25 protein-coding genes are annotated in these 26,461 nt (G+C 56.6%); 14 read left to right on the forward strand and 11 right to left on the reverse strand.

The window, feature by feature from the left end:
• Positions 1 to 31 precede the first annotated feature (31 nt).
• The 6 genes from ACR0AD_RS05080 to dusB form a co-directional block, all read right to left on the reverse strand.
• Complete coding sequence (locus tag ACR0AD_RS05080; RefSeq protein ID WP_480485476.1) at positions 32 to 625, reverse strand: helix-turn-helix transcriptional regulator; 594 nt, start codon at positions 623 to 625, stop codon at positions 32 to 34.
• Positions 626 to 667: 42 nt separating this feature from the next.
• Positions 668 to 2,077: a nitrogen assimilation response regulator NtrX gene (gene ntrX / locus ACR0AD_RS05085; protein ID WP_480480685.1), complete on the reverse strand. Its 1,410-nt coding sequence runs from the start codon at positions 2,075 to 2,077 to the stop codon at positions 668 to 670.
• The gene (locus ACR0AD_RS05090; RefSeq protein ID WP_480486467.1) at positions 2,074 to 4,338 is read right to left on the reverse strand and encodes a sensor histidine kinase NtrY-like; all 2,265 of its coding nucleotides are present in this window, start codon (positions 4,336 to 4,338) and stop codon (positions 2,074 to 2,076) included. Before ACR0AD_RS05090 ends, ntrX begins: the two co-directional genes overlap by 4 nt.
• A 123-nt stretch (positions 4,339 to 4,461) precedes the next feature.
• Positions 4,462 to 5,829: a response regulator gene (locus ACR0AD_RS05095; RefSeq protein WP_480485475.1), complete on the reverse strand. Its 1,368-nt coding sequence runs from the start codon at positions 5,827 to 5,829 to the stop codon at positions 4,462 to 4,464.
• Complete coding sequence (locus tag ACR0AD_RS05100; protein WP_209503761.1) at positions 5,829 to 6,917, reverse strand: two-component system sensor histidine kinase NtrB; 1,089 nt, start codon at positions 6,915 to 6,917, stop codon at positions 5,829 to 5,831. The genes ACR0AD_RS05095 and ACR0AD_RS05100 overlap by 1 nt, the downstream gene beginning before the upstream one ends.
• Positions 6,914 to 7,897, reverse strand: a complete 984-nt coding sequence (gene dusB, locus ACR0AD_RS05105; RefSeq protein WP_480485473.1) for a tRNA dihydrouridine synthase DusB — start codon at positions 7,895 to 7,897, stop codon at positions 6,914 to 6,916. The genes ACR0AD_RS05100 and dusB overlap by 4 nt, the downstream gene beginning before the upstream one ends.
• 181 nt (positions 7,898 to 8,078) lie before the next feature.
• Between dusB and ACR0AD_RS05110 the strand changes: the two genes are divergently transcribed.
• The 4 genes from ACR0AD_RS05110 to ACR0AD_RS05125 all read left to right on the forward strand — a co-directional run bounded on the left by ACR0AD_RS05110 (position 8,079) and on the right by ACR0AD_RS05125 (position 11,558).
• Positions 8,079 to 9,209, forward strand: a complete 1,131-nt coding sequence (locus ACR0AD_RS05110) for a bifunctional 2-C-methyl-D-erythritol 4-phosphate cytidylyltransferase/2-C-methyl-D-erythritol 2,4-cyclodiphosphate synthase (RefSeq protein WP_480485471.1) — start codon at positions 8,079 to 8,081, stop codon at positions 9,207 to 9,209.
• On the forward strand, positions 9,206 to 9,703 hold the full coding sequence (locus ACR0AD_RS05115) for a phosphatidylglycerophosphatase A family protein (protein WP_480485469.1): 498 nt from the start codon (positions 9,206 to 9,208) through the stop codon (positions 9,701 to 9,703). Before ACR0AD_RS05110 ends, ACR0AD_RS05115 begins: the two co-directional genes overlap by 4 nt.
• Complete coding sequence (locus ACR0AD_RS05120) at positions 9,700 to 10,167, forward strand: CinA family protein (protein ID WP_480485468.1); 468 nt, start codon at positions 9,700 to 9,702, stop codon at positions 10,165 to 10,167. The genes ACR0AD_RS05115 and ACR0AD_RS05120 overlap by 4 nt, the downstream gene beginning before the upstream one ends.
• Positions 10,168 to 10,376: 209 nt before the next feature.
• On the forward strand, positions 10,377 to 11,558 hold the full coding sequence (locus tag ACR0AD_RS05125; RefSeq protein WP_480480673.1) for an ammonium transporter: 1,182 nt from the start codon (positions 10,377 to 10,379) through the stop codon (positions 11,556 to 11,558).
• A gap of 125 nt (positions 11,559 to 11,683) precedes the next feature.
• Here the strand turns inward: ACR0AD_RS05125 and ACR0AD_RS05130 are convergent, their stop codons facing one another.
• Genes ACR0AD_RS05130 through ACR0AD_RS05140 form a run of 3 tightly spaced genes read right to left on the reverse strand, consistent with a single transcriptional unit; the run spans position 11,684 to position 14,336 of the window.
• Positions 11,684 to 13,039 carry a sensor histidine kinase gene (locus ACR0AD_RS05130; protein WP_480480671.1) on the reverse strand — a complete coding sequence of 452 codons (1,356 nt, stop codon included), beginning with the start codon at positions 13,037 to 13,039 and terminating at the stop codon, positions 11,684 to 11,686.
• The gene (locus tag ACR0AD_RS05135) at positions 13,039 to 13,698 is read right to left on the reverse strand and encodes a response regulator transcription factor (RefSeq protein ID WP_209503754.1); all 660 of its coding nucleotides are present in this window, start codon (positions 13,696 to 13,698) and stop codon (positions 13,039 to 13,041) included. Before ACR0AD_RS05135 ends, ACR0AD_RS05130 begins: the two co-directional genes overlap by 1 nt.
• Before the next feature lie 38 nt (positions 13,699 to 13,736).
• A complete protein-coding gene (locus ACR0AD_RS05140) occupies positions 13,737 to 14,336 on the reverse strand; it encodes a PepSY domain-containing protein (protein ID WP_480485466.1) in 600 nt (199 codons plus the stop codon).
• Positions 14,337 to 14,545: 209 nt separating this feature from the next.
• Between ACR0AD_RS05140 and ACR0AD_RS05145 the strand changes: the two genes are divergently transcribed.
• The gene (locus ACR0AD_RS05145) at positions 14,546 to 15,592 is read left to right on the forward strand and encodes a hypothetical protein (protein ID WP_480485465.1); all 1,047 of its coding nucleotides are present in this window, start codon (positions 14,546 to 14,548) and stop codon (positions 15,590 to 15,592) included.
• A gap of 235 nt (positions 15,593 to 15,827) precedes the next feature.
• Here ACR0AD_RS05145 and ACR0AD_RS05150 read toward each other — a convergent pair whose 3' ends face one another.
• On the reverse strand, positions 15,828 to 16,013 hold the full coding sequence (locus tag ACR0AD_RS05150; protein WP_480473092.1) for a hypothetical protein: 186 nt from the start codon (positions 16,011 to 16,013) through the stop codon (positions 15,828 to 15,830).
• A 471-nt stretch (positions 16,014 to 16,484) separates the two neighbouring features.
• Positions 16,485 to 16,949, reverse strand: a complete 465-nt coding sequence (locus tag ACR0AD_RS05155) for a helix-turn-helix transcriptional regulator (RefSeq protein ID WP_480480665.1) — start codon at positions 16,947 to 16,949, stop codon at positions 16,485 to 16,487.
• 898 nt (positions 16,950 to 17,847) lie between these two features.
• Here ACR0AD_RS05155 and ACR0AD_RS05160 point away from each other — a divergent pair.
• The 9 genes from ACR0AD_RS05160 (at position 17,848) to ACR0AD_RS05200 (ending at position 26,407) form a co-directional block, all read left to right on the forward strand.
• Positions 17,848 to 18,012: a Flp family type IVb pilin gene (locus ACR0AD_RS05160; protein ID WP_267367933.1), complete on the forward strand. Its 165-nt coding sequence runs from the start codon at positions 17,848 to 17,850 to the stop codon at positions 18,010 to 18,012.
• A gap of 135 nt (positions 18,013 to 18,147) precedes the next feature.
• Positions 18,148 to 19,107 carry a Flp pilus assembly protein CpaB gene (gene cpaB, locus ACR0AD_RS05165; RefSeq protein WP_480485463.1) on the forward strand — a complete coding sequence of 320 codons (960 nt, stop codon included), beginning with the start codon at positions 18,148 to 18,150 and terminating at the stop codon, positions 19,105 to 19,107.
• A gap of 8 nt (positions 19,108 to 19,115) precedes the next feature.
• Complete coding sequence (locus ACR0AD_RS05170; RefSeq protein WP_480485461.1) at positions 19,116 to 20,654, forward strand: pilus assembly protein TadG-related protein; 1,539 nt, start codon at positions 19,116 to 19,118, stop codon at positions 20,652 to 20,654.
• A gap of 13 nt (positions 20,655 to 20,667) precedes the next feature.
• Positions 20,668 to 21,165, forward strand: coding sequence for a TadE/TadG family type IV pilus assembly protein (locus tag ACR0AD_RS05175; RefSeq protein ID WP_480485459.1), 498 nt, complete (start codon positions 20,668 to 20,670; stop codon positions 21,163 to 21,165).
• Positions 21,162 to 21,809, forward strand: coding sequence for a TadE/TadG family type IV pilus assembly protein (locus ACR0AD_RS05180; RefSeq protein ID WP_480485457.1), 648 nt, complete (start codon positions 21,162 to 21,164; stop codon positions 21,807 to 21,809). Before ACR0AD_RS05175 ends, ACR0AD_RS05180 begins: the two co-directional genes overlap by 4 nt.
• A complete protein-coding gene (locus ACR0AD_RS05185; protein WP_480485455.1) occupies positions 21,809 to 23,035 on the forward strand; it encodes a CpaE/TadZ family protein in 1,227 nt (408 codons plus the stop codon). The genes ACR0AD_RS05180 and ACR0AD_RS05185 overlap by 1 nt, the downstream gene beginning before the upstream one ends.
• Before the next feature lie 12 nt (positions 23,036 to 23,047).
• Entirely contained in the window at positions 23,048 to 24,436 is a 1,389-nt protein-coding gene (locus ACR0AD_RS05190; RefSeq protein ID WP_480485453.1) for a TadA family conjugal transfer-associated ATPase, read from the forward strand.
• On the forward strand, positions 24,433 to 25,401 hold the full coding sequence (locus ACR0AD_RS05195) for a type II secretion system F family protein (protein WP_480480649.1): 969 nt from the start codon (positions 24,433 to 24,435) through the stop codon (positions 25,399 to 25,401). The genes ACR0AD_RS05190 and ACR0AD_RS05195 overlap by 4 nt, the downstream gene beginning before the upstream one ends.
• A gap of 13 nt (positions 25,402 to 25,414) precedes the next feature.
• Complete coding sequence (locus ACR0AD_RS05200) at positions 25,415 to 26,407, forward strand: type II secretion system F family protein (RefSeq protein ID WP_480485451.1); 993 nt, start codon at positions 25,415 to 25,417, stop codon at positions 26,405 to 26,407.
• The last annotated feature ends 54 nt before the right edge of the window (positions 26,408 to 26,461 follow it).

Genomic DNA, 26,461 nt, shown 5'->3' on the forward strand with positions numbered 1-26,461 from the left:
CTGCACCCGACCGCACAGGAATACGCATAAATTATGCGCGTCCCGACCGTGCCCCACTGACCAGCCGGACCGGCGTTCCATCCGACAGGTACAACCGTTCCCAGGTGATCTGTCCGGCACTGATCCGGATACGGTCGTGCCGCGCTTCGGAGGTTACAAACGACTTGGGGTTGGGCGCTTGCAAATCCCACCATCCCTCGTCCTGTAGCTCGGCCTCAGCCTGACGGATTTCGTCCGTCGCAAATTGCCAGAGGGACACGCCAAGCAGTGCCCGTTGGGTGGTTTTCCAGTCCCGCGCCCGCCTGCGGGAATAGGCCAGGCACAGGTGGCTGGCCTCCTCAACCAGATGGATGCAGTCTGCCGAGTTCACGACAAGCCGTCTTAGCGCGTTGTCATCCGCCCTGAAAGGAGCCAGCGCAGCAAACACCGAGTGTTGTTGATCAGGCGTTGGAAGCTGAACCCCGTTCTCCCATCTGGAAACCGTGGTCTGATCGACCTGCAGAACCTCGGCCAGCGCAGCTTGTTTCAATCCGATCGACCGTCGAAGTCGCTTTAACCGCCTGCCAAAAGCCGGGTAGCCTTCGACGAACCGGCCAGACAGATCAGAGTTCACCGTTCTCGCCATCAGTTCCTCACATCCGTCTGCCCGTGAACTATGCCCCCAGACTCACTCTGCCGGTTCGGGTTCGTCGATTTGCGCGACCCGCGCACCAGATTTGTTCGAGGTCACAACACCCAGCGACTTTAACTTGCGATGCAGCGCACTGCGTTCCATGCCGACAAAGCTGGCGGTGCGGCTGATATTGCCGCCAAAGCGGTTGATCTGGGTCAGCAGATATTCCCGCTCGAACGCTTCGCGGGCCTCGCGCAGCGGCAAAGTGGCCAGCGCACCCGACAAGACAACGCGGCCCGACTCTTCGGCCTTGTCTTCTTCATTGGGCAGCTCGCGCGCCTCAATCGGGCCGGTGCCGTCGCCCAGAATCAAAACACGTTCGATCAGGTTCTTCAACTGGCGCACGTTACCCGGCCAGGTCATTGTCTGCAGCAAAGCGACCGCCTCGTCCGACAGCTCCCGCATAGGCAACCCTTGGGTTTCGTTGCACATTTCGATGAAGTGCTGGGCCAGTACCGGTATATCCTCGCGCCGGTCCTCGAGTGAGGGAACGGAGATCGGAACCACATTCAGACGGTGATACAGCTCTTCCCGGAAACGCTCGGCGGCGATTTCATCATCCAGATCCTTGTTGGTTGATGAGATCACCCGAAGGTCCACGCGCACTTTGTCCGAGCCACCCACGCGCTGGAATTGCTGATCCACCAGCACCCGCAGAATTTTGGACTGTGTGCCCAAAGGCATGTCGGAAACTTCATCAAAATAGACCACGCCGCCATGGGCTTCTTCCAGCAATCCGGATTCCACACCGCGTTCGGCCGATTCTCGGCCAAACAGAACTTCTTCCACACGCTCAGGCTCAATCCCGGCACAGTTGACGGTCACGAACGGAGCGTTCGCACGGTTGGAGTGGGCATGGATATAACGCGCAGCGATTTCCTTGCCAGAACCCGCAGGTCCACGCAGCATGACGCGACCGTTTGATTTGGTCACCTTGTCCAACTGCCCCTGCATGGCCCGGAACGACGCGGATTTGCCGATCATATCTGAGTTGTTGACCTCTTTCCGCTTAAGGGACGCGTTTTCGCGCCGCAGACGAGACGTCTCCATCGCGCGGCGGATCACCACCATCAACTGGTCAATGTTAAAGGGCTTCTCGATAAAGTCGTAAGCACCCTGTTTGATGGCCGCTACAGCGATTTCGATATTGCCGTGGCCCGAAATAATCACCACCGGCACATCCGGGTTATCGCGCTTTACCGTCTTGAGGATATCAATCCCGTCCATACGGCTGTCTTTCAGCCAGATATCCAGAATCAACAGACCCGGCGGTTCGGAATTGATCGACGCCATGCACTCGTCCGAGTTGGCTGCCAGCCGGGTTGAATAGCCTTCGTCCTCCAGAATGTCGGACACCAGCTCGCGAATATCGCGCTCGTCATCTACGATCAGAATGTCGCTCATCTTTGGCCTGCTTTCAGTTTGTTGGTTCTAATTGCCTGCTTCTGTGGCGCAACGGTTGGGGACATACTTGCCCCAGGCAAACGGATCACAGCCATTGCGCCAAAATGGCCCTGTCCGTCAAATACGGGCGCGTCCTCAAGGGTCAGCGCGCCGCCGTGCTCTTCTATGATTTTCTTGACAATCGGAAGGCCCAATCCGGTCCCTTCGTCGCGTGTCGTTACATAAGGTTCAAACAAACGCGCCCGGTCCTCCGGCAGACCGATCCCATTGTCTGCAATGGTGATGACTGTACCCGCATCATCGCTTGAAACCGCCACCTTGATCTGCGGCACCAGGTTGTCCGGGGGCCCTTTTTCTTTCAGAGTTGCAATGGCTTCTCCGGCATTCTTAATCAGGTTCGTCAACGCTTGATTAAGCATGGTCGCATCTACATCCGCCATGATCGGCTGCTGCGGCAGGTCGGCATCAATCTGTACGTCCGGCTGTCCCGCCTGTTGCAAAAGTACGGCTTCGCGCACCAGTTCGACAAGGTCCTCTTCGCGGCGAACGGGCTCGGGCATCCGCGCGAACTTGGAAAACTCATCCACGATACGCCGCAGGTCATTGGTTTGCCGCACGATGACGCCGGTCATCGATTCAAGGCTGCCGCTGTCTTCCTCATCCAGTTTGCGGGCGAACTTGCGCTTGATGCGCTCTGCGCTGAGCTGGATCGGCGTCAATGGGTTCTTGATTTCATGTGCAATGCGGCGGGCCACGTCACCCCACGCCGCCATTCGCTGCGCGCTGACCAGATCGGTTACATCGTCAAAGGCAACCACATAGCCTTCCAGCCCGCCATCCTCTCCGCGACGGATAGCCATGCGAACCAGCAGGTTTTCAAGCTGCCCCTTGCGTGTGACCTTAACCTCACCCTGAACAGCCTCCTGCCCGCTGTCCTTGAGGCTTTCAAACAAAGGCAAAAACTCGGGAACCGCAATGCCGATAGCCAGGTGTTCTTCACCACGCGACCAGTCCAGCAAGCGTTCAGCCGAGCGATTGACAAACGTAACGCATCCATCGGGGTCCACGCCGACAACACCGGACGTGACCGAACTGAGCACGGAATCAAACAGGCGACGCCTGCTTTCGATTTGCTGGGTATTTTCCAGCAGCGTGTCCCGCTGCCCTTTTAGTTGTCGGGTCATCTGGTTGAAATATCGGCCCAACATCGCAATTTCGTCGTCGCTGGCCTCTTCGATGACCTGAACGCTCAAGTCTCCGGCGCCGACCCGCTGCGCCGCCGTGGTCAAACGTCCGACCGGGCGCGACAGGCGTTCGGCAAACCACATCCCCAGCGACATCGCAGCCAGGATCAGGATCAGCGCAAAGCCCAGATAAAGCAGACCGAATTCGAACAACACCCTGCCCCGTTCACTTTCCAGCTGCTGATAGAACTGCGCCGTTTCCTTGGTGTCATCCAGCAGTGTCAACAACTGCCCATCCACCTCGCGGCTGACATAGAGGTAGCGGTCCAGATAAGCGGTCAGAGGTACAAGCGCGCGGAATTCATTATTCGGCCAGTCGGCAATGATCAGCAGCCCCTTATCTGCCGCTTCCGTCATTTGCTCGGCTGTTGGTGCCTCATAGTTGAACAGATAGGATCGATCCCCGCGCGACCGGATTTCGCCCGTGCCGTCGATGACATAGGCTTCGCGCAACCCGCGCTGAATCCGGGCCTGCCCCTGCGCAAGAACCTCGCGGAGTTCGGCATCAGAAATGTAAAACTCCACCGAACGTGCATTGTTCAGGAACCGCGCCAGAACCGTAGCGTCCTGCGTCAGACCGCTGCGATGTTCCTGCTCATAAGCCTCTGCTGCTGTCAGGGAAGACCCGACAACCTGGCGCACGCGATCCGAAAACCAGCCTTCCAGGCCGATATTCACGGTCAGGCCGGCAAAAATGGCGACCGTAACGGTCGGAACCAGCGCAAGCAGCGTAAACGCCCCAATCAGGCGCAAATGCAGGCGCGAGCCCGCCGACTTGGCCCGCCTTGCTGCAATCAGGCTGCCCAACTGACTGAGCACCAAAGCCGCAACGACCAAAACATAGACAAGATCGGCCAGCAGAATCAGCCGCAATGTCGGCGCGGTCGCACCTAGGTCAAAGGGACCAATGACAAGATATGTGGCAAGCGCCAGAACAGGCCCCAAGAGGACCAGCCCAAAGGTGCCAAAATTGCGCAGTTTCCGTGATTTACGCCATCGACCAATCGATGGGATCATCCCGCTCTGTGCTCGGGTTGCCACCGTCTGCCCTCATCCTGATGTGCCGCTTGTGCGGCTTACCGCCATATATCGTGATCTTTTCCCGACAGATGCCGGGATGCCACGGTTTGTGTGGCGATATTACATCAGTTTGCGGCGCCGTGTCACCTGTATATCGAGATCTGTAATCTTTTTTCGCAGCGTATTTCGGTTAATCCCCAGTAAATCAGCACATTTTGCCTGGTTCCCGCCAGTTGCATCCAGTGCGATTTCGATCAGCGGGGCCTCAACCTCACGCAAAATCCGCTGATAAAGGCCCGGTGGCGGCAATATATTGCCGTGCAGATCGAAATACCGTCGCAGGTGACGCTCGACCGAGGTTGAAAGCTTCTCGCGTTCGCCGCCGCTCAGAACCGGTGCAGCTTCGGGCTGGCTGCCCAACACCATTTCCACCTCGGCCTTTGAAATCTCATCTGCCCGACTGGTCAGCCCCAAACGGCGAACGGCGTTTTCCAGTTGCCGCACATTCCCCGGCCATGAATAGCGCCGCACCAACTCAACCGCTTCCGGGCTGAGCCACCGCTTGTTTCCGCTTTCCTTCTCTTCCCGAGCCAGAAAATGTTCGGCCAGCAGCGGAATATCGTCGACCCTTTCGCGCAACGAGGGCACGTGGATCGTCGCCCCGCACAAACGATAATACAGGTCCTGACGGATACGGCCGTTTTCCATCCCATCGGTCAAGTTTGTCTGGCTGGTCGCCATGAAACGCGGAACATGATCACCGGGCGTATCCATCATACGCACCACGCGGGCTTGAATTTCATCGCCGATATCCGCGATTTCATCTATCAGCAGCGTACCGCCACGCACCCGCGCCATCACGCGGGCCGGGCCCTCCAGATCGCTTAGGTCGGCTGCGGTGACTGTGACAAAGGGTAATGTACGCCGATCCGAAAAGTCGTGAATTGCCCGGGCAATCAGCGACTTACCCGTTCCGCTTTCACCCGAAATCATAACCGGCAGGTCGGTGTTCATCACGCGTGCGACCAACCGATACAAAGCCTGCATGACTGGCGTGCGCCCGACCAGAGGCAGCTCATCCGGGCGTTCACCACCTGCCTGTATGGGTTCCGGCTGTGCGCGCTGCTTCTGATCCAGCGCCCGCGCCGTGCGTTTCATCAAATCCGGCAGGTCAAACGGTTTGGGCAGATAGTCATATGCGTCTGCCTCAGCCGCCTGAATTGCGGTCATGATCGTGTTTTGCGCAGAAATCACGATAACCGGCAATCCAGGGCGATCCTTTGCTATCTTCGGCAGCATCTCCAGACCGTTGCCATCGGGCATGACAACGTCCGAGATCACCACGTCGCCTTTGCCTTCGCCGACCCAACGCATCAGGGTGGTCAGCGAAGATGTTGCGTGCACCTTGCATCCGGCCCGCGTCAGCGCCTGAGTCAGAACGGTGCGGATTGTGCGGTCGTCATCCGCAACCAGTACGGTGCCATCCATCAGGTGCTCTCCTTCTTGTGTTCGGTTGCATCTCGCGGCGCGCGGCGCAGCGACAGTTTGAATACGGTGCGGCCAGGCACGGAGTCGGCGGAAATCCAGCCGTCATGGTCGGAAACGATCTTGCTGACCAGCGCCAACCCCAGACCGGTGCCGTTTTCCTTGCCCGACACGAACGGGTCAAAGATATCACCACGGATATCCTCGGGCAGGCCCGGACCGTCATCGATGATCTCGATCTGCAACGGCAGGGAATGACCCGATCCGTCGCTTCGGCGCAGGCGGAAGGAATGTTCGAAATAAGTGCGCAGACGGATCGTACCGCCCTGCGGCCCCGCAGCCTCGGATGCGTTTTTCAGCAGGTTCAGGACCACCTGAAGAAACTGGTCCGGATCGCCATAGGCCAGCGGCAATGAAGGATCGTAATCCTCGATGATTGTCATATCCGCGCCAAATCCCAGCAGCGCGGACCGCCTTGCACGGTCCAGTACATCGTGGATATTGACCGGCCTGAGGTCCGGTTTCTGCAAGTTGCCGAATTGCTCGACCTGTTCCAGAAGCTTCACGATCCTGCGGCTTTCGGCCACAATAAGGTCTGTAAGTTCAAGATCCTGTGACGAAATATTCATGCTCAGCAGTTGCGCTGCACCGGTAATCCCGGCCAGTGGGTTCTTAATTTCATGCGCCAGCATCTCGGCCATGCCAATCGCCGACTGCGCCGCTGACTTGACCGTGTTGCCCAAGGTCATCCGGCCCGCCAGTTCACGAGGCGATATGATCATGATCATCGACCCCGGATGCCCGACCAGAGGCGCGATTTGCAACGCACATTGCAAGGGTGCACGATTCCCAGAACCCGCATCCACATCGTTAACGAACAGTGGCGTGCCTTGCGACCGGGCGCGCAGGAAAGCTTCCTCCAGCGGCGCGTCAACGGCGATCTGGTCCCATACCGGGTGCCCGATTACCGACCGGCGCGAGGCATTCAAAAACCCCTCGCCCGCCGAATTCACATCTGCGATGCGGTCGTTTTCATCAATAATGAAGGCCGGAACCGGCAATGAGTTCCAGATGTTGGCGTTGGAATTCATGCTGCCACCTCGCCCGTTTCGGCAAGTGCGTCCCCAAGCAGACGCAGGACATCATCCGTGTTGCGCGACGTCAGAACCGCCCGCCGCAGCGGCGCAGGGGTTGCGACCTGATCCATGTACCATCCCAGATGCTTGCGGGCGACACGCAGGCCCAGATCGGCTCCGTAGAACCCCAGCATCGCCTGATAATGCGTGCGCACCATGTCGATCAGGTCATTCCCGACCGGAATATCCGGCGCATCCGCCCCGTAAAGGTCGTGACTGATCTGCGCCAGTAGCCAGGGTTTACCCTGTGCGCCACGCCCGACCATGACCCCATCTGCACCAGATTGTTCCAAAGCGGTTCGTGCGGCTGCTGTGTCTACAATATCTCCGTTCGCAATAACCGGAATCGACACGGCCTGTTTCACGGCCCGGATTGCGCTCCAGTCAGCGCGCCCCTTGTAGAACTGGCATCGCGTGCGTCCGTGGATCGTAACCATCTGAACGCCTGCCTCTTGTGCACGGCGCGCAACCTCGGGGGCATTCAGCAGGGTGTCATCCCACCCCAGACGGGTTTTCAATGTCACTGGAACGTCGACTACACTGACAACGGCCTCGATCAGCGTCAGTGCGTGGTCCGGTGTTTTCAGCAGGGCCGAACCGGAATACCCATTTGTTACCTTTTTGGCAGGACACCCCATGTTAATGTCGATCACCCGCGCTCCACGATCAGCAACCTGACGCGCGGCCTCGGCCATCCAATGCGCCTCGCGCCCTGCCAGTTGCACAGCTGTGTTTTCCACATCGGCGGACAGTTCGGCGCGCTCCCGCACTCCGGGTTTGGCCTGCACCATCTCCTGACTGGCGACCATTTCGCTGACGACCATGCCGGCACCAAAGCGCATAACCAGATCCCGAAACGGGCGATCTGTGATTCCGGCCATCGGGGCCAGCAAAACCGGCGATGTTACGAATTTGTCAGCGAAGCGCAAAGTCAACGTGCTTAATCCTTGGGCAGTTGCAGTTCTGATATCGAATTCCACGCATATGAACAACAAAACGACGCGCAACAAGCCCGCAAAACCATCATCTGCCTATTTTTTAATCACCCGACCATAGGTGATTGCCACTGCAATCACCGCCGCCTAAACAAACGCAACAAAATGGAGGGCGCGCGGCATGACCACAGCTGCCATCATAGTCGCCGCAGGCCGCGGCCTGCGCGCAGGGGGCGACGTCCCAAAACAGTGGCGCGGCCTTGCAGGCCGTCGCGTGGCAGACTGGACAATCGATCGGTTCCGCGGACAGGTCGCCCATATCGTTCTGGTCTTATCCGACGAAGACACTCTGGTCTGGGAGGAGTTTCGTGATACCGATCTGATCCTCGCCTCGGGCGGCACAGATCGCGCGGGTTCTGTGCGCAATGGTTTGAAAGCCCTGGCGCACCTCGACGTGAAGCGCGTCCTGATTCATGACGTTGCCAGACCCTGCGTTTCGTCGCGCACCATTCAGGACGTCTTGTACGCATTGGATGCACATCAGGCCGCCGCCCCCGGACTGGCGGTGACTGACGCCTTGTGGATAGGACAAGACGGGGCCGTGACTGGCACACAAGACCGCAGCAACCTGTTTGCGGCGCAAACACCGCAAGGCTTTCACTATGACACCATCACCGCCGCCCATGCGGCGCATCCGGGCGGTGCTGCTGATGATGTTGAGGTTGCACGCGCGGCGGGGGTAGATGTCTGCATCGTACCGGGCGATGCGGACAACCTGAAGATCACTCGCCCCGAGGATTTTGCCCGGGCGGAACGCATCATGGGAATGGATATGGATGTAAGACTTGGCAACGGCTATGACGTGCACCGGTTTGGCGACGGGGATCATGTGGTCCTTTGCGGTGTGAAGGTTCCCCATGATCGCGGGTTGCAGGGGCATTCGGATGCGGATGTCGGGATGCATGCTGTAACCGACGCGATTTATGGCGCATTGGCGCAAGGGGATATCGGACAGCATTTTCCGCCCTCGGATCCGCAATGGAAAGGGGCCGCCAGCGAGATCTTTCTGCGTCACGCGGTCGAACTGGCTGGACAGATGGGGTATCGCATCTCGAACGTGGATTGTACGCTGGTCTGTGAATACCCGAAGATTGGCCCTCACGCCGCTGTTATGCGCGAAGAAATGTCCAAAATCATGGGCTTGCGTGCCGATCAGGTCTCGATCAAGGCCACCACGTCCGAGCGTCTGGGCTTCACCGGTCGCAGTGAAGGCATCGCATCGATTGCGACGGCCTGTCTGGTGAAATCATGAACGCGGCGCAGTTGATTGGCACCGTTTGCGGCGTCGGATATTTACGCCCTGCCCCCGGCACCTGGGGTTCGCTGGCCGCGCTGCCGATGGCTTGGGTCCTGCACACGCTGGGCGGATTCCCATTGCTGGCAATCGCAACGCTCGTGGTGTTCGCAGGCGGCCTGTGGGCCACGCGCGTGATGACCGACGGCCAGGACGATCACGACCCGTCGGAAATCGTCATCGATGAGGTCGCGGGCCAGTTCATTGCCCTCTGGGCGATCTCATATCCGTCCTGGGCGCATGGGATCGACATTACCGCCCTCTGGCCCGGCTGGGTTGCCGGGTTCGCTCTGTTCCGCCTGTTCGACATCACCAAACCCGGCCCCGTCGGTTGGGCAGATCGTCGCGGCGATCCTATGGGAGTGATGCTGGACGACGTGATTGCGGGTATTTTCGCAGCCGTTGGCGTGATGGTTCTGGCTGGCATCACGCACGGGGTTCTGGGCCTATGAACGTGCCCGGCCTGCTGAACCGCGCCAAAGCGCAGGGCGTTATGATCGCCACTGCGGAAAGCTGCACCGGCGGTATGGTCGCTGCGGCCCTCACGGATATACCCGGCAGCTCGGCCGTCGTGGATCGGGGTTTTGTTACCTATACCAACGGGGCCAAGCAGGACATGCTGGGTGTGCTGGCAGAAACCCTGCAGGCTTTCGGCGCAGTGTCCGAGCAGGTCGCTCGCGAAATGGCCGAAGGCGCATTGCGCAACTCACAAGCGCAGCTTGCCGTCGCGATTACCGGCATTGCCGGGCCGGGCGGGTCTGAATTCAAACCCGAAGGGCGCGTATGTTTCGGACTGGCCAGAGAAGGCCGGGAAACCCGAACAGAAACGATTGAGTTTGGCGCGCAAGGGCGGGATGCGGTGCGCCGCGCCGCGCGGGATCATGCGCTGGCGTTGCTTCTGACCGGGCTTTCATAACGCGCACCTTTTTTAGGCATTATCTGCCCATAGCCGCCAAAACTGTCATCACTTGAACAAAAGGCGACAAAATAGGCGACCAATTCGGGTATTGCCTCTTTTTTCCTCACCTGCCCTCCGCTTCAAGGCTCTGCACATACACTCACTCGATCCCGGGCGTTGTCAGATGACCTGCCCGGGAAACCATGCAGGGAAAAGGAGAGCGGCCCATGAATGGAGCCGATACAGCCTGGATCATAGTTGCTACAGCACTGGTCCTTTTCATGACATTACCGGGTCTGGCCTTGTTTTACGGCGGGCTTGTACGTGCCCGAAACGTGCTCAGCGTTTTTATGCATTGCTTTGCCATTGCCTGTTTGATGAGCATTCTGTGGCTGGTGGCCGGGTACTCCATCGCCTTTGGACCCGGTGAAAGTGGGCTTTGGGGTGGTTTGGGCAAGGCTTTCCTCAACGGTGTTGATGTGAACAGCCTTGCTGGCACTCTCCCAGAAATCCTGTTCTTTGCCTTTCAGATGACCTTTGCCATCATCACCCCGGCCCTGATCGTGGGCGCATATGTTGAACGGGTGGGCTTTGGCTTTGTGCTCACCTTCTCGGCGCTGTGGATGCTGCTGTGCTATGCGCCGGTGGTTCACTGGATCTGGGGCGGTGGAATGCTGTCCGATGGTGGTATTTTGGGTGACATTGGCGTGCGTGATTTCGCTGGCGGTATCGTGGTGCACGAAACCGCTGGTCTGGCAGCCCTGATCATCGCCGTCATCCTTGGCCCACGCCGAAACCGAACGACCCCGCCGCATAATCCCGGCTATGTCATGGTCGGCGCCGCGATGCTGTGGGTCGGCTGGTTCGGCTTCAATGGCGGTTCGCAACTGGCCGCGGACGGTGGCGCTGCGATGGCGATGACCGTTACCCACCTGTCCGCCGCAACTGCGTCACTGACATGGGCGCTTTGGGAACGCATCCGCTTTGGCAAAGCCTCGATGGTGGGTCTTGTCACCGGGACAATTGCAGGTCTGGCCTCGATCACTCCCGCTTCGGGTTTTGTGGGTCCGGTTCAGGCCCTCATCATCGGTGCTGTCGCGGGCATTCTGTGTCAGGAAGCCGTCAGTCTGGTGCGCAACAAGCTGAATATCGACGATACATTGGACGTGTTCGCGGTACATGGCGTCGGAGGCATCTTCGGCACCATCATGATCGCCCTGTTCGGCCTTGGCACATGGACCGCACAGTTGGGCGGGCTGGTTATCGTGGGTGTCTTTGCGGCAGCTGTCACGTTTGTGTTGGTCAAACTGGTTGCACTGATCACACCACTTCGCGTAAACGCCGAGACCGAGACAAATGGCCTCGACCTCTCGGTACATGGTGAGCGGGCCTATGACATGAGCAGCTAAGCCCACCTTGGCTGCCTATCGCCCGCAAGGGCAAAAGCGGACCTGTCATGGGTCCGCTTTTCTTGTTTTGGCGCCTTGTCCACCTACGTCACACCCAAAGCACCCTGAACCTTCAGGGCAAATGATCAGCCCGTCGCAGGATGCGCATTGGTTCCCTTCGGAATTACGATCCGGCATTCCAGACCGCCAAGCGAGCTGGATGCACCCAGATCAAGTCGACTGTCATAGGCCTTTAACAAATCAACCGCGATGGCCAGCCCAAGGCCGCTGCCCGAAACAGAGGTATCCAGCCTCCCCCCCGATCGCAGCGCCTCGCGGTGAGCGTCCTGAGGAATTCCCGGACCATCGTCGTCAATCACAATTTCGATCCCGTTCGAGGTTCTCATGGCCGTCACGCGGACCTTATGTTTGCACCATTTGACCGCGTTATCCAGCAGGTTGCCCAAAACTTCTTCGATATCCTGCGCGTCCATACGCACCCAAAGACCCGGGTCGCGTTCGATTTCCAATGACTTTCCTTCGCGCTCGGCCATGGTGGTGAACAGACGCGCCAGTCGATCAATCGAATGAGACAGATCAGCACGAGAATGGGTCAAATCTGCAGTGTTCAGCGCCCGCATTCTGGCCAAAGACCGGCCCAGTTGCGCGTCAATGCGGTCGAGAGCTTCCACAGCGGTTTCCGTAGAACCTCCCGCTTCGGACAACAGCACCAATTCATTGCGCATGATTGCAGTAGGCGTTTTCAGGGCATGGGCCAAATCTGCCGCCTGACGACGTGATCCCGATACGATTTCCCGGTTTCGACGCAAGAGCTGGTTCAGATCCTCGACCAGAGGAGACACCTCTTCTGGATAATCGCCTGGCCTAAGGTCTTCGTCCCGATCCCAACGATGCGCCACATCTGACCGAAGCTTTCTGAGTGGCGTCAGGATGATTGACGTCAGAAGTAGCGACCCAACGACACCGATCAGACCAACCAGCGCAAAAACCGGAAGCAGGCTTTGTTGTGCAGCGCGGCGTTCCGCGACAAGCTGGGCCTGACTTTCGGCAACGCTGACCCCCCAGACCGTTCCATCCTCATAGGTAATTTTCTGAAAGGCTCCTCGTAAAGCTTCGCTTTCCGGACCAGGCGTGTTCCAAAGCGTCGTTACATCAGGGTTCCCCGGCGGTTCGGCAATGACTTCATCAAACAAGGAAGCCGACGTAAAGATCTCACCTTCGCTGTTGCTGACTTGCCAGTATCTGCCGGAATACGGTGTGCCATAGGCTGGATCGAACATCAGATTCCGCAGCGCATCCGGGTCATGGGTCGTAACGCTCAACCCAACGACCAGTTGCGTGTGACGATCAAGTAGTGCGGTATCAAACCTGTCTGAAACGCGGGCATTGATGAACGAGAACACGGCCAGCGTACCAACACCCACTGAAAGGGCACCCGACGCGATCCCCCCCAGTAGAGCCCGTTGACGCAGGGATAACATCAGGCAGAGTCGATCATGTATCCGCGGCCCCGAATCGTTGTGATCAGATCAGGGCCAAGTTTTTTGCGCAGACGGGTTATGAAGACGGCAATGGTGTTCGAGTCCCTGTCTCCATCGTATTCGTAGATATGTTCCGACAACTCGGTCCTTGAGATCATACGCCCAACATTATGGGCCAGATATGTAAGAACAGCCAACTCCTGCGCGGTCAGGTCGATGGGCACGCCATCCGCCGTTACACGCCCGTTGCGGGTATCCAGCACAACATTTCCCATTTCGACGACGGGATTCAACTGACCGCTCTGCCGCCGCAGTATGGCACGGACCCGCGCTGCCAGTTCGGGCATATGGAACGGCTTGGTCATGTAGTCGTCCGCGCCTGCGTCCAATCCGTCGACCCTTTCGCTCCAGCCATCGCGGGCCGTGAGGATCAGCACCGGAGTCTTGATGCCCGCACTGCGCCATTCCCGCAGAACTGAAATGCCATCGCGTTCCGGCAATCCAATATCGAGGATGATCATGTCATAGGGTTCTGTTGCACCCAGATGCAAAGCTTCCAGGCCGCTGTTCACAATGTCCACGACCCGACCTTCAGCGTTCAACAGTTTCTTGATCTGCTCGCAAAGGTGCGGTTCGTCTTCTGCCAGTAAGACTCTCATACTTGGGAATTATAGGCGTGCGAATGGCAGTTTAACCATTACTTTTTACCACCGCCGTTGCCGCCACCGTTTCCACCACCGTTGCCGCCAGAATTGCCACCAGAATTGCCACCACCGTTACCACCGCCATTGCCACCACCGTTACCACCGGAGTTGCCGCCGCCGTTACCTCCGGAGTTGCCTCCGCCATTGCCACCAGAGTTGCCGCGACCGCCACCGCTGTTCCCGCGGTTGCCGCTTTGACCGCCATTTGCTTTGACTGAAGACTTGCCTTGAGATTTCGCATTGGCCGAGTTTCCGGGCGCAGATTTGGCCGCTTCTGAGATTTGTTTGCCGATCTTGGACCCGTTGGAAACGACAACGCCGGTTTTTGCGTTAACAATAACACTGACAATCTTCCCGTTCGGCTTTTTGACCAGTACGCGGTAGTAAACTTTGTCGGCCTGAAAAGCTCGCGCATCAATAGGCGTACCGCCAAAGACCTGTTCGACCCCTTTGATGACTTTCTGCAACCGGATTGCGTTGCCCGAGGTTGTTGCTTTGCGCAGTTCTGCCTGCTTCAGCTCACGAACGGCTGCATTGCCTTCTCCGGGCTGGAGAAAGACAATAAGAAACATAATGGTTAAGAGCTTTCTCATCTTCGGCACTCTTTACTGCGCAACCACCTACATAATCTACCGATTTCAACATGAACTGGGGATGAACGACCAGTTTGGCGTGGGTTCAATGATGATCGGTTTAGATAGCACCTGTCAGATCTTGATTCCGGCAAGCGGTTTGCCTGTGTGCGAATCTTGGAAAACTATGTCGGACCACTGAAACACGCCTTCGATTTACGAGGAACGCTATGAAAACCAATATGACCGGCTTGCTGAAAGCCTCTGCACTCGCAATCGCAATGTTAGGCTCCACCGCAATTGTTGGCGCGATTGCATTTCCTGACGTGGCTTATGCAAAAGATGGCAAAGGCGGCGGTAAAGGAAACGGCGGTGGCAATGGTGGTGGTAACGGAAACGGCGGTGGTAACGGTGGTGGCAAAGGAAACAGCGACAGTGCCGGAAAGGGCAAAGGCAACAGCGGCGGTAATGGCGCGACCAAAGGTGGCGGCTCAAAATCCGCCGGCAAGTCAGGGCGCACTACCTCTGGCGCAAAGGGTTCGAAGTCAAAATCTTCGAAGGGAAAATCGTTCTCTTTGAAAGAACTGTTTACCGGTAAGAAGTCCACGAAAACTCAGACCAAGACCGCACCGTCAGCGCACGCGACAAAATCTAAGGTTCAGGTCGAGGAAACGGACCTGACCGATTCCCACAAGAAGGGGAATAAACTGGCTGCCGCGCTGGGCGTCCACCCTTCGGAACTGGGCGCACTGAACGCAGCCAACGCAAGTGAGAAGGCCCTCCAGAACGCTGCCCCGAATTCGCGCGTCGGTCGCATTGCAACCTATCGCGACACGGTTTTGGCTGGCGACAGCATCCGAGCTGAGCTTGCCGAAAAACAAGACCTTCTGGATGATATGACCCCGCCGGAGCGCTCCAGCGCTGAAATCAATGACGACCTTGAGGATGCGCTGGCCGATGTTCAGGAAAAGCAGGACATCGTCGATGATCTCGAACAGCAACTGGCAGATGCGGGAGGCACCAATCCTGATATCGAGGACGCACTTCAGGACGCAAACGATGATCTGCAAGCTTCCAAAGATGCCGCTGACAGCCTGAATGCCGAAAAACAGGCAGCCTTGGAGTACGAGGAAGCCATGCAAGACGTCGAAGACCTGGCAGACGCCGTTGAGCAGCAGTCACTCGATGAGCGCGCGGCATTGGAAGACGCTGCGAACAAACCCGTCACCGACGAGGTCGAGGCTGCTGTAAAGGCAATGCTCGGACTGGATAGCTAACAGCTTTTGCCTTCATTCTTATGAAGTGGGCAAAAGACCGGGCCAGCTAAGTGATTACCAGCCGTTTGGCTGGCCCGACTTTCTCATTAAGATCCTGACCGCCAGGTTGTATTGCGCTTATGCCCGACGCAAGTTGGCAAAGGTTACTGAGAAAAAATTTAGCCCGCTCCAATTCGGAGCGGGCTTTATCTTTCCCTGATCAAGTTGATCCGGAAATCCATCGGACGTCTGATTTTCAGAAGTCCCGGTTCGCCTCTTCTAGTCGCTTGTTATTTACGATTTCTGTCAGTGCATTTTCGATAGGAGGGAAGCGACTGCTGCTCGAATTTGTATTACTTGAAACTTCGCCGTTCATGACGGGATTATGGGGTTGCATTGTCGCACATGCATACGGCGCAACCTCAATAGCAGTCTTGATCATGCTGTTCCCCTTCCATTCAACCGGACGTGGTTTGCCCGGCCTGTGCGATCAGTATGCCCCGAGCCAGTTGAACACTCAGAGAATACATTGTTCACATTATGTTAATGTTGTCGCGAAATCATGAACAACGACTAAGTAGCTAACAAAACAGGATATTTTTTCGTCAACAGATACAATCAAACTGGAAGAGCATAAAAATCTGACGCGCTCTCCCCACTCCGTAGGGTTGTTTCCTCCCCACGAAAGCGGCAGTTGGTCATGGCGAACGAGTCAGATTCCCTACATTGCTATAGAGAGCAAAATTGCGGCCGAAATTTAGAAACTTACAAGACAGCCGACGAAATTGCGACTAAGTTCAGCAGTTGTTCGACCGTCATGGAACAACAATGGGTAGGACCATGACGACAGATGGATCCTTAAAAGATCAAGAAAAGGTCTTCAGACCGTCCTGATAGCAATCCATTCGGTTCGCTAACCCGCGATCTGAGCAAAACCCCTGTCAGCATCAACGCTTCGGTTCAATAGATGCAAAAGCTCGACCTGGCTCGTCGCCCCTGTTTTGGAAAATATGGAACTTAGGTGCGAGCGAACTGTTGTCGGGCCAATGGACAGAGTCTCCGAAATCGTCTTCACTGTCATTCCCTCTTTCATCATCGCACATACCCGAAACTCGCATCTGCTGAGGTCGGCCGGATTATGTGGATCAAGGATCGGAACAAAGCGATTGTTGCTGTTGAACTTGGACCGGTGACTCCGAAGAACCTCGGAGTTGGCAGCAACTGTTCCAGGCAAGCGTTTGCTCCAGCCAGACGATAATGTTGGAGCCAGCGCACTTATCAGATCAAGTTCGAAGGTCTGCGGGTGAATACTGTAGTGAAGCTCAATGTAATCAACCTGCGCCCCGGTTACGTCCAGCGGAATCAGGATAACCTCCACCAGCCCCTCAGGCCTTTGGGGCCGACAATGGGAGATTGGTGATGCGTCGGATAACACCAAGTCTGATAGTTTCCAGACTGAACCCGGCCTTGCCGTTGATATACATTCTCCAATAACCAACTCTGCCTGCGTTTGCGGCTGTGAAGGCCAGATTTTCCCCTGCTGGACACAACAGCGCGCAATATGCTTTGCCTTCCAATCCTTTTTCTGCATTCTGACAATTAGAACCGCATCAGCATTTGCCAGGCGCATTAAACAATTTACGGATCGAGACACGGAGCCATTACCGCATAGGGCCTGAGTCCACTCCACTACAAAGTCCAGACTCTCCCTCGCCTGAGCGCTCTTTAAAAAACTCACACTCATAACAATTAACCATTCAACTAAACAGACCGACCAAACAAACAGGTTCGGGTTACTACAACAAATTTGTGTTCCTTTCGAAGTCACAGCAACCGGAATTATCGGCTTGTCTGCGCGGGAAGTTTTCAAACAAAGGCTTTTAAGAAACTTTATATATCTGTTTTTAATATGCTTTTCTAAGTCTTGTCATCACTGAACCGCACGATGCCAATCCGCAAACGCCAGACCGGTCAGTAAAAATCAACCACCATCCCGCTCACAATTGCGACCCGGCTCAATTCATTGTTTCCGAAAAAGGGCGATTCGCTGAACGTTAATACGTTGTTAACGCAGGGTTAAATGTATTCGCCCAAAAGGGTGATTTTCTTAAATTAATTCAACCAAAAGGTGTATTTCAATTACCTTTGAAGGAAGGCACGCATTTCCCCCGTTCCTATTCTGATTCCCGAGCTAATGCATTTTCGCCTGGCTTGCGCTCAAGAATACGGAGCGCTGATAACGTCTAACCTATTTGGGGGAAATAATGACTAAATTCATGAAGAAGTTTGTTAAGAATGAAAGCGGTGCAGCAATTGTCGAATATGGCCTGGCTCTTTTGGTCGTGGCGTCGATTGCAGTTGGCGCATTCTCGTATCTGGGCACCACTACCAACACAAACGTGACTGGTGCATGCGCTGCTCTGGGTAGCGCGACCTGCTGACCCAAACACACTTACCAAAATACAGAGCTCTGTGCCGCCGCGCCACTGTTGCGGCGCAGAGTTCACCGCCAGGAATTTCGCGAAAGCAAGACGACCGAAGTTCCATATTTCAGAACGTAATTGTTGGAGAGAGTGATGCGTATCAGGCCAATCATTTCTACACTGTTTGGAATTGCGATAGCGTCCGGTTCCGTTTACCTGGCGAAAGATCACATTCAGTTTAAGACAAGCACTGCCGGTGTCTCGCCAGATGCCGATCTGGTTGAGATCTACGTGGCCCGGTCAGAAATCGCGTTTGGTCAAACGATCGAAGCGCACGACGTCACAATTCACCCCTGGCCGCGCGAGGCGCTCCCGGCCGGAGTTTTCACGGACATTGATGTACTTGTTCCAAACAATCGCCGTCAGCTGCGGCGCGCCAAGGGCCGGTTCTATCCAGGCGAAGTAATGCTTCTTTCCAAGGTTTCGAACTTTGGAGAAAAAGTCACCCTTGTTCAGAAGTTGGGTGAAAACACACGCGCCATGGCGATCGAGGTCGATGCTGTAACAGCCGTGGGCGGTTTTGTTACCCCAGGCGATCACGTTGATATCGTCTTGACCCAAGGTGCCAAGCAGGACCTGCGCGCGGTCACCATCTTGCAGAATATTCGCGTCATTGGCGTGGACCAGCAGTCGGAAGAATTAAGCGATCAGCCGGAGGTCGCCCGCACGATTACGGTGGAAGTGACCCCGCAGCAAGGTCAACGTCTGGCCCTGGCTCAAAAGGCCGGAACCCTGAGCCTGACACTGCGCACCCTGGACAGCGTCGAGGATGAACCCATGGAGATGGTTCGCCTGCGCGATCTGTTGCAGGAGGAAGGACCGGTAGAAAAGGTGGATATTCAACCCACTGTAAAGCTGCGCCGGGGAACCGAGACTGAGGTTGTGACCATCCAGCGGCAACAGGAAGAAGCGAAACAGGCAACAGAAACTGCGCCCGCCGCCGAATTGCAACCTGATACCCAAAAAGATGCGCAGCTTGCGCCGGCGTCCGCGACTCCGCGCGTCAAACCCCGCATTCGCCCAATCAAAGTCAGTCAGACACCCGGTCAATAAGTTCAGCCATGCCAACTCGCGCTATCATATCCGCATTCGCCCAAGAGGAGAACGGCACCGTCGCGATCCTGTGGGGCACTGCTTTGGTCGCATTCCTTGGGTTCTTTGCAATCACACTGGACGTTGGCCGGTTGAATTCGACACATGCAGAGCTTCAGTCATTCGCCGACAACGTAGCTTTGGCCGCAGCGGGAGAGTTGGACGGCCAACCGGACGCGATTACGCGAGCCACAAATGCAGCAGCAAATCTTGTCAGCGACAGCCAGACATTCGCAAACGGGGCGACCACGCTTTCAGGATCTTCGGATTATACCCTCCTGTTTCACTCGGCGCTTCCGGCATCGGATCTGACCCCGCTTGGCGCAGATATTACAACCGATCCACGAAAGGCCAGGTTCGCGCAGATCGTGTTGACACCTAAATCCCTGACGATGAGCCTGGCTTCGGCGCTGGACAAAATGCTTGGTGGGGCTGGGTTTTCTGCTGCCAGCGTTTCAGCCGAGGCAGTGGCCGGATACTCGAAAGCGGCGTGCGATATCTCACCCCTAATGTTCTGCCTGCCCCCGAATTGGGAATCCACTTTGACCGTAGGCGACCAGATATTGCTGCGCAGTGGCGGCAACGGAACGGCTTGGGGTCCGGGCAATTTCGGCTTTATTGATCTGGCGAATTTCCAAGACAGCTCGGGTGTATGTGCCGACGAAGGGGGCAATAAGCTGGCCTGTCTGATCGCGGCGCAAAGCCAGATCACCCAATGTGTTCTGACCAATGGTCTGAACACCGAACCCGGCCAGAAAAACGGCATTACCAACGCTGCATTCAACGTCCGCTTTGACATCTACCGCTCGGTTCTCAACGGTGAGAAGAACAATATCGATTTCGCGCCCGCACCAAATGTGATCAAGGGGATTGAAAGCAACGGTGGCGGCGCTTGCATTCAGGGTAATGAACAGACGACCCCTGATACAACAGGTTTGGGGCGCGACCTGTGCATGACGGCGGGCACCTGCGGTGGAAACAACCGTTTCGGTGACGGCAACTGGGATCGAACCGGGTACCTTAATCGAAACCACGATCTGGCTGATGGGATTGCCGACGGCATAGGCAGCGACACGCATCTGCCCGCGCTGTCCGGGTCGGATACCGTTTTCGCCGGGACGCGTTACGGAATGTATCTGAGGGAAATAGCCTACGGAAATACAAACCCACACGCGCCGCCGAACGCAAACTCCATTCTGGACCCTTCGCTTGCTGAAACCGGCCGCCCGATGTGTTCCAGCCAGATGTCCGAAGACCCGGCGCGGCGCGTTGTTACGGCTGCTGGTGTTGATTGCGCGCAAAACCCGGTATCCGGTTCGACTACCGGAGTTCCAGTCACAAAATTTGTTGCCGTGTTCCTGACTGAACCGGTGGGTGATGACGGCGGCTCGCCCCCCAGTTTCGACATCCACGGAGAGGTCGTCGGTTTCCCCGATGTGACCGGTGTTGGCAGCGGCGGCAACGGGTTCGGCGGCATCTTTCGCGACGTCGTACAGTTGTATCGATAGGGGCAGAGTGTTCATGTGTATTCGCCTCAAATCCCCTTTCAAACGCTTCGCCAAAAACGAAGATGGCGCGATCCTTGTCGAGTTTGGCCTTGTCATGCCGATTATGCTGCTGCTGTTGGCGGTGACACTGGAATCCGCACGCCTCATGTGGTCGTACCAGTCGGTCATTGCCGGGGTCCGGGATGCCAGCCGTTATATGTCGCGCGTCACGCCCTCGGATATCTGTTCGTCTGGCGGAACTGTCGCGGGGCTCAGCACAACTCTGAAAGGGATTGTCGAGCGTGACATTCATGGCAACAGCCTGTTTCCCCCCAGCATAACCGTCAACTCGGTAACACCCAGCCTGTCCTGCGTGTCCGGCACGTATCGCATGAACCCGGCGCCCGTCGGTCAGGTAAGCGCCAATATCACCGTTCAGTTCCCGTTGGGGGGCATACTGAAGCTTTTCGGCAGCGGCGCGTCATCGATAACCACCGACGTCGCTGACACATCGCGGATATTTGGCCAATGACAAGGTTGCGGAATAATCGCGCCATCTGTCGCCAGGTCGCGGACAAGATGCTGCGCGACCAAAATGGTGGGGTTCTTGTTGAGTTTGCCTTGGTTGTGTCCCTGTTTTCCTTCCTGTTCCTGGCATTGCTGGACTTTGGCCGGCTATCATACAGCGGAGTGAACGCGCAAAAAGCCGCACAGTTGGCGGCGCGCATCGCTGTGGTGCGCCTTGCGGCCTGTCCGGGTGTGCCACAAACCCACACGCGGGGAACATCCGCGTTGTCCCCTCGCTTTGGCACCCCATGCAGTGCGTCGGCTGGCGTATGTGCCGACCCCGTAACACCACCTTGTGTGGGTGATACCGCCAACGCCACGGCATCTGAAATCTGGGGGCGCATCAACCCGTTGCTGCCCCCCGGCACGACGATTGACGCCTTGCAGTTTTCCTATGATTTCAATTCCAATCTGGGCTTCCTGGGTGGCCCTTACACGCCCATGGTCACGGTTGAGCTGAACCTGAATGATTTTCAGTTCGTGTCGCCGCTGGCCGCGCTTGCAAATGCCGCGGGCGCGACCAGCAGCACAATTCCTTCAACAGCCGGGTTTTCCAATTTCAGCGTTTCGCTGCCTGCCGAAGACCTGGCATCAGGAGAGTCAGGTTAATGGTTAAGAACGTTTCCAATCTCAATTCACATTCTGTCATGCTTGTATCTGAAAGCGAAACCGTCGCTCAGGTGGTCGCCAATGCCTTTCCCGCCGGTCAAAATAACGAAATCTCAGAGAATGCGGGTTCTTTCAAAGCTTTGAACGGAACAGCACGCAATCTGGCATTCAAGCATGACCTGGTTATTTTCGAAATCGACCCCTGCGACGCGGGCGAGGTTCTGGCTGTCAAAGACCTGCTGACCCATCGACAAGACGACACCTTGTTTGTCGCGCTGACGCAGAATGATGTTTCGATCTCGGTCGCCCGCGAACTGCGGAAAATCGGCATCGACGAGGTTCTGCCCCTGTCCATTGACGAGGATGGGCTGAAAGCTGCAGTAGCAGAAAAAATCTCTTCCCGTTCACTTCCGCAAGGGTTCATTCGAAATGGCCCCTCTGCCCTTGGCACGGTGATCCCGGTTGCAAAATCCCGCGGTGGAATCGGAGCGTCAACGGTCGCAGTCAACCTTGCCTGCTCGCTGGTGGGCGGGAAAGGATCCTTCCTGAGGAAAAAGGCGAAAAACCGCGTCGCGCTTCTGGATTTTGATCTGCAATTCGGAAACGCGAACGTGTTTCTGGATCTTGAAGATAACGGGGGATGCCTCCAACTCATCGAAAATCAGGAAGAGCCGGATGATCATTTCCTGACGTCGATCCTTCAGAACCATACGCTCGGCATTGATGTGTTGTGCGCGCCCGCGCCGCTGGTTCCGCTTCAATCCATACGACCGGGCTTGATCGAGGGGATGCTCGACCTGCTTCAGCGCCGGTACGACTATGTTGTCATCGACCTGCCCTGTGCCGTTGTGGAATGGGTCGAACCCATCTTTAAACGCGCGAACCAACTTGCACTGGTTACTGACACCACGGTTCCGTGTGTTCGCCAGACCCGGCGCCTGATCGATTTCTATCGCGAGGCGAACGTGGCCCTGCCCGTCGAGGTTGTCGTGAACCGCGAACGGAAGACGCTGATCAAACCCGCACACGTTCGCGAGGCCGAAAAAGTGCTGGAAACGAAACTGAAGCACTGGCTGCCGGACAACCCCAAGATTGCGCGAAACGCGGTCGATCTGGGACGACCGATTGTGGACATGAAGCCGCATTCGGACCTTGGCAAGGCCCTGACGAAACTGGCTGCGTCCATGTCCGAAGGCACCCGGCCAGCCACACAAAAAACTGCATAATGGGAGATCGCCGTGTTTAACGAGTACAAATCACGCCGGGCCGCGTCCAAGTCGAACGTGTTGATTCTGGAACGGCCGATCGAGGTGCCAAAGTCCAAAGCAACACCAGAGCCGGTGGACGTTGACCTGCAAGCACATCTGGAGCTTAAAAGCCGCCTGCACAGTGAGCTTCTCGACCGTCTGAACCTGTCTGTGATCGACAAGGTCGAACGGTCCGAACTGAAACGTCAGATCGCCGCGCTGGTCACAGGGCTGATCGAGGCCGAACGCCTTCATTTACGGTCCGAGGCATTTACGGCCCTTGTTGATGAGCTCATTCACGAAGTGATGGGTCTGGGCCCGCTGGAACCCCTTTTGGAAGACCCGACCATCAACGACATTCTCGTCAACTCTTATGATCAGGTCTATGTGGAACGATTTGGCCTGCTGGAGCAATCCTCCGTGCGCTTTCGCGACGAACGCCATCTGCTTCGGATCATTGACAAGATCGTCAGCCGGGTCGGCCGCCGTATTGATGAATCCCAGCCATGGGTCGATGCGCGTCTGGAAGACGGAAGCCGGGTCAACGCGATTATCCGCCCGTGTTCAGTTGATGGGCCGGCGCTGTCGATCCGCAAATTCTCGCGCAATCCCCTGACCATCGACAAGTTGGTTCAGCGGGACAGCATGAACGAACAGGCAGCCAAGCTTCTGGCCGCGCTGGTCGAAGCCAGGCTGAACATTCTGATTTCTGGCGGCACCGGTTCGGGCAAGACAACAATGCTGAACGCCGTTTCATCCTATATCGACGGCAAGCAGCGTATCGTGACAATCGAAGATGCGGCCGAACTTCAGTTACAACAAAGCCATGTCGTCCGCTTGGAAACCCGCCCCCCCAACTCGGAAGGTCAAGGGGTGATCACGCAGCGGGATCTGGTGCGCAACGCGCTCAGGATGCGGCCTGACCGCATTATTGTCGGCGAAGTCCGTGGTGCCGAATGCTTTGACATGCTTCAGGCCATGAATACGGGACATGACGGCTCCATGACGACCGTACATGCAAACTCGGCCCGCGATGCGCTCAGCCGGGTCGAACAGATGGTGACGATGCTGGGGGCTGACCTGCCCGTCAGAACCATCCGGTCTCAAATTGCCTCGGCCATTCAGATCGTCCTGCAACTCAGCCGTCTGAGCGACGGGACACGCAGGGTCGTCAGTATTTCCGAAATCACGGGCATGGAAGACGATACGATCACGATGCAGGACATCTTTGTCTTCAAGCGCCGTGGCAAGTCTGAAAACGGCGACGTTCTGGGAGAGTTCCTGCCAACCGGAATACGGCCAAAATGCTTCGACCAGCTGGTGGCGGCGGGTGTCGATGTGGACACCAACATGTTTATTCATGGGGTGACGACATCATGATTGACCTTCAGCCCAACATACTGAACATCCTGATCTATATTTCGATTTTTCTGGGTATTCTGCTTGCCTACGAAGGCGTTCACCAGCTTCTGGCGCGCAAGGAAACGCATGGCGAAGCCAGAAACCGCCGCATGAAACTGATCCAGAACGGGGCTTCGACGGATCAGGTGTTGCAGCTGCTTCGCGATCCCGCAATGCTGGCTGCTGGTGAAAAAGCCGGGCTGATTACGCGGTTTCGTCGTCTGCTTGTGCAAGCCGGTTTGGCGGTCAACCCGGTTTGGGTGGTTCTCGCCGTCTCCCTTCTGGTTTTGATGATCTTTTTCGGGGCCTCCCGGTTCCTTGCACCGGAACTGGCAGTCATTCTGAGCGCTGTGTTCGGCCTCATCGGCCCGGTTATCGTGCTGGTCGCCATGAAAGACGCCCGCGCGAAGAAACTGACGAAACAACTGCCAGACGCGTTAGACCTGATGGCCCGGGGGCTGAAGGTGGGGCATCCCGTTGCAGTGACGGTTGGAAACGTTGCCTCTGATCTGCCGGATCCGATCGGGTCAGAGTTTGGCATCATCAAAGACCAGATCAACTATGGTGATGACGTCGCGACCGCCTTTCACGACTTTGCGCACCGCGTCGGAACAGAGGATGCAAAATACCTTGCTGTAAGTATCGGCATTCAGCATGGAACTGGCGGCAACCTGTCCCGCGTTCTAAGCATTCTGTCCCAGACCATCCGGGACCGGCACACGATGCAAAAGAAGATCAAGGCAATTTCCGCCGAAGGTCGCCTGAGCAGCCTTATCCTCACGATTTTGCCGGTCATCATTTATCTTTCGATCGAGGTCTCCTCCCCAACATTTTACGGCGACGTACGCAGCGATCCGCTGTTTCCGTATTTCGCCCAGGTGATCATTGGCCTGACAATTGCCCAGGGTTTCATCCTGAAGCGGCTGGTTAAATTCAGATTCTAAGGGGAATTGGGATATGGATATATTTCAGGACATTCTAAACGATCCGCGCATCACACCGCAGTTGATCCTGTTGGTCGGAATTGCCCTTAGTGTTTTCTTTGTCGTCATGGGCCTTTCCGGATTTACGGCAAGTGAAAACACGGCAGCACGCCGTATGCGCGTTGGGTCGGTTTCACAAGGGCATGGGCAGGATTTTGACCTTATCCAGGGTGACAATAGCGACCCGCACGGGCTGCTGAAGGCCTTCGTCCCGTCGTCAAAACGCGAACGCTCCAGGATCGGGAAGCTGTTGAAACAGGCCGGGATTCGGCAAAAGCACGCCATTCGCACCTATTATACCTTTCGGGTCGTCCTAGGATTTGTGTTGCCTGCCGCGTTCGTCGCAACCATGGCATTGCCGATCGAAACGCAAGTTCAGTTAGGGATCGCCGACCTTTTGCAGGGTGTTACGTGGGTTAACACAATGCAGGTCGTGACGGCACTGATGGTCTTGGGCTTTTATGGCCCGGCACTGTGGTTGCGACGTCGCATAAAGAAACGCCGCCAGGCCATCGAACACAGCCTGCCAAACGCGCTTGACCTGTTGCAAGTCGCTATCGAGGCCGGGCTGGGCTTTGACGCGGCGATGATCCGGGTCTCGCATGAAATGGCCAAGGCAGCTCCGGAAATCTCGCAGGAGTTTTCGGTTCTTCAACTGGAGTTGCAGGCAGGCAAAGAACGTCAGGCCGCCTTTCTGGACATGGCGAACCGGGTCGGTATCGACGAGATGAACTCGTTCGCGAACGCCTTTTTGCAATCCAACCAGTACGGAACCAGCATATCCGCATCGTTACGCCGCTTCGCCACTGACATGCGGCTTGACCGAGAACTTCGCGCCCAGGAAAAGGCAAACCGTCTGCCTGTGCAGATGTCTGCCGTGATGGCCATGTGCATGATGCCTGTCCTATTGCTGATTTGTCTGGCACCAATGCTGATCCGGTGGGTCAACATGTTCGGGCAAGGGTAACGCAGCGACAATGGTGTTCGCATAGCTGACTACCCGGAAACAGCGGACCTTAGG

This window comes from Ruegeria sp. BH8, assembly GCF_056538065.1.